The organism is Atlanticothrix silvestris CENA357, assembly GCF_016056295.1.
Taxonomy (GTDB): Bacteria; Cyanobacteriota; Cyanobacteriia; order Cyanobacteriales; family Nostocaceae; genus Atlanticothrix; species Atlanticothrix silvestris.
This window is the reverse complement of the sequence record NZ_JAECZB010000082.1, coordinates 65,604-66,151: the sequence shown is the minus strand read 5'-3', so window position 1 is coordinate 66,151 and position 548 is coordinate 65,604. Positions and strand designations below refer to the sequence as shown.

The following is a 548-nucleotide window of genomic DNA, read 5'->3' as shown; positions in this document are numbered from 1 at the left end:
GGGCGTAGGAGATGCAAAACCAAAAACTACGTAGCTTGACCCTGCACTAGACTGACCGTTGGGGGAGGCACTTGATGCCCCGATAATCAAGTCATCGAAGCCGTCACCGTTGATATCCTCCGCACTGCTGACGGAGGTGCCTAACCTGTCACCGTTATTAATGCGGTTAATCACAAAACCTTCACTACCATCAAGAGATGAAAGGTTAAGGCTAGCGTTAAAACCACTGCTGCGGCCAAAGACCACGTAGCTTGACTCTGCACCATACAGACCGTTGGGGTCGGCACGTGTTGCCCCGATAATCAAGTCATCGAAGCCATCACCGTTGATATCCCCCGCACTGCTGACGGAGTAGCCTGAGTAGTCACCGCTATTAATGCCGTTAATTACAAAGCCGTTGCTGCCATCGAGAAATGAAAGGTTAAGGCTAGCGTTAAAACCACTACTGCTACCAAAAACCACGTAGCTTGACCCTGCATTTTCTTGTCCGTTGGGGTCGGCATAAGGTGCCCCGATAATCACATCATCGATGCCGTCACCGTTGATAT

At 50.4% G+C, this 548-nt stretch carries 1 protein-coding gene; it reads right to left on the bottom strand.

Annotated elements, in window-relative coordinates:
• Positions 1-548: integrin alpha (locus tag I8751_RS29805; RefSeq protein ID WP_225894304.1), on the bottom strand; the 548-nt coding region annotated here is incomplete at both ends.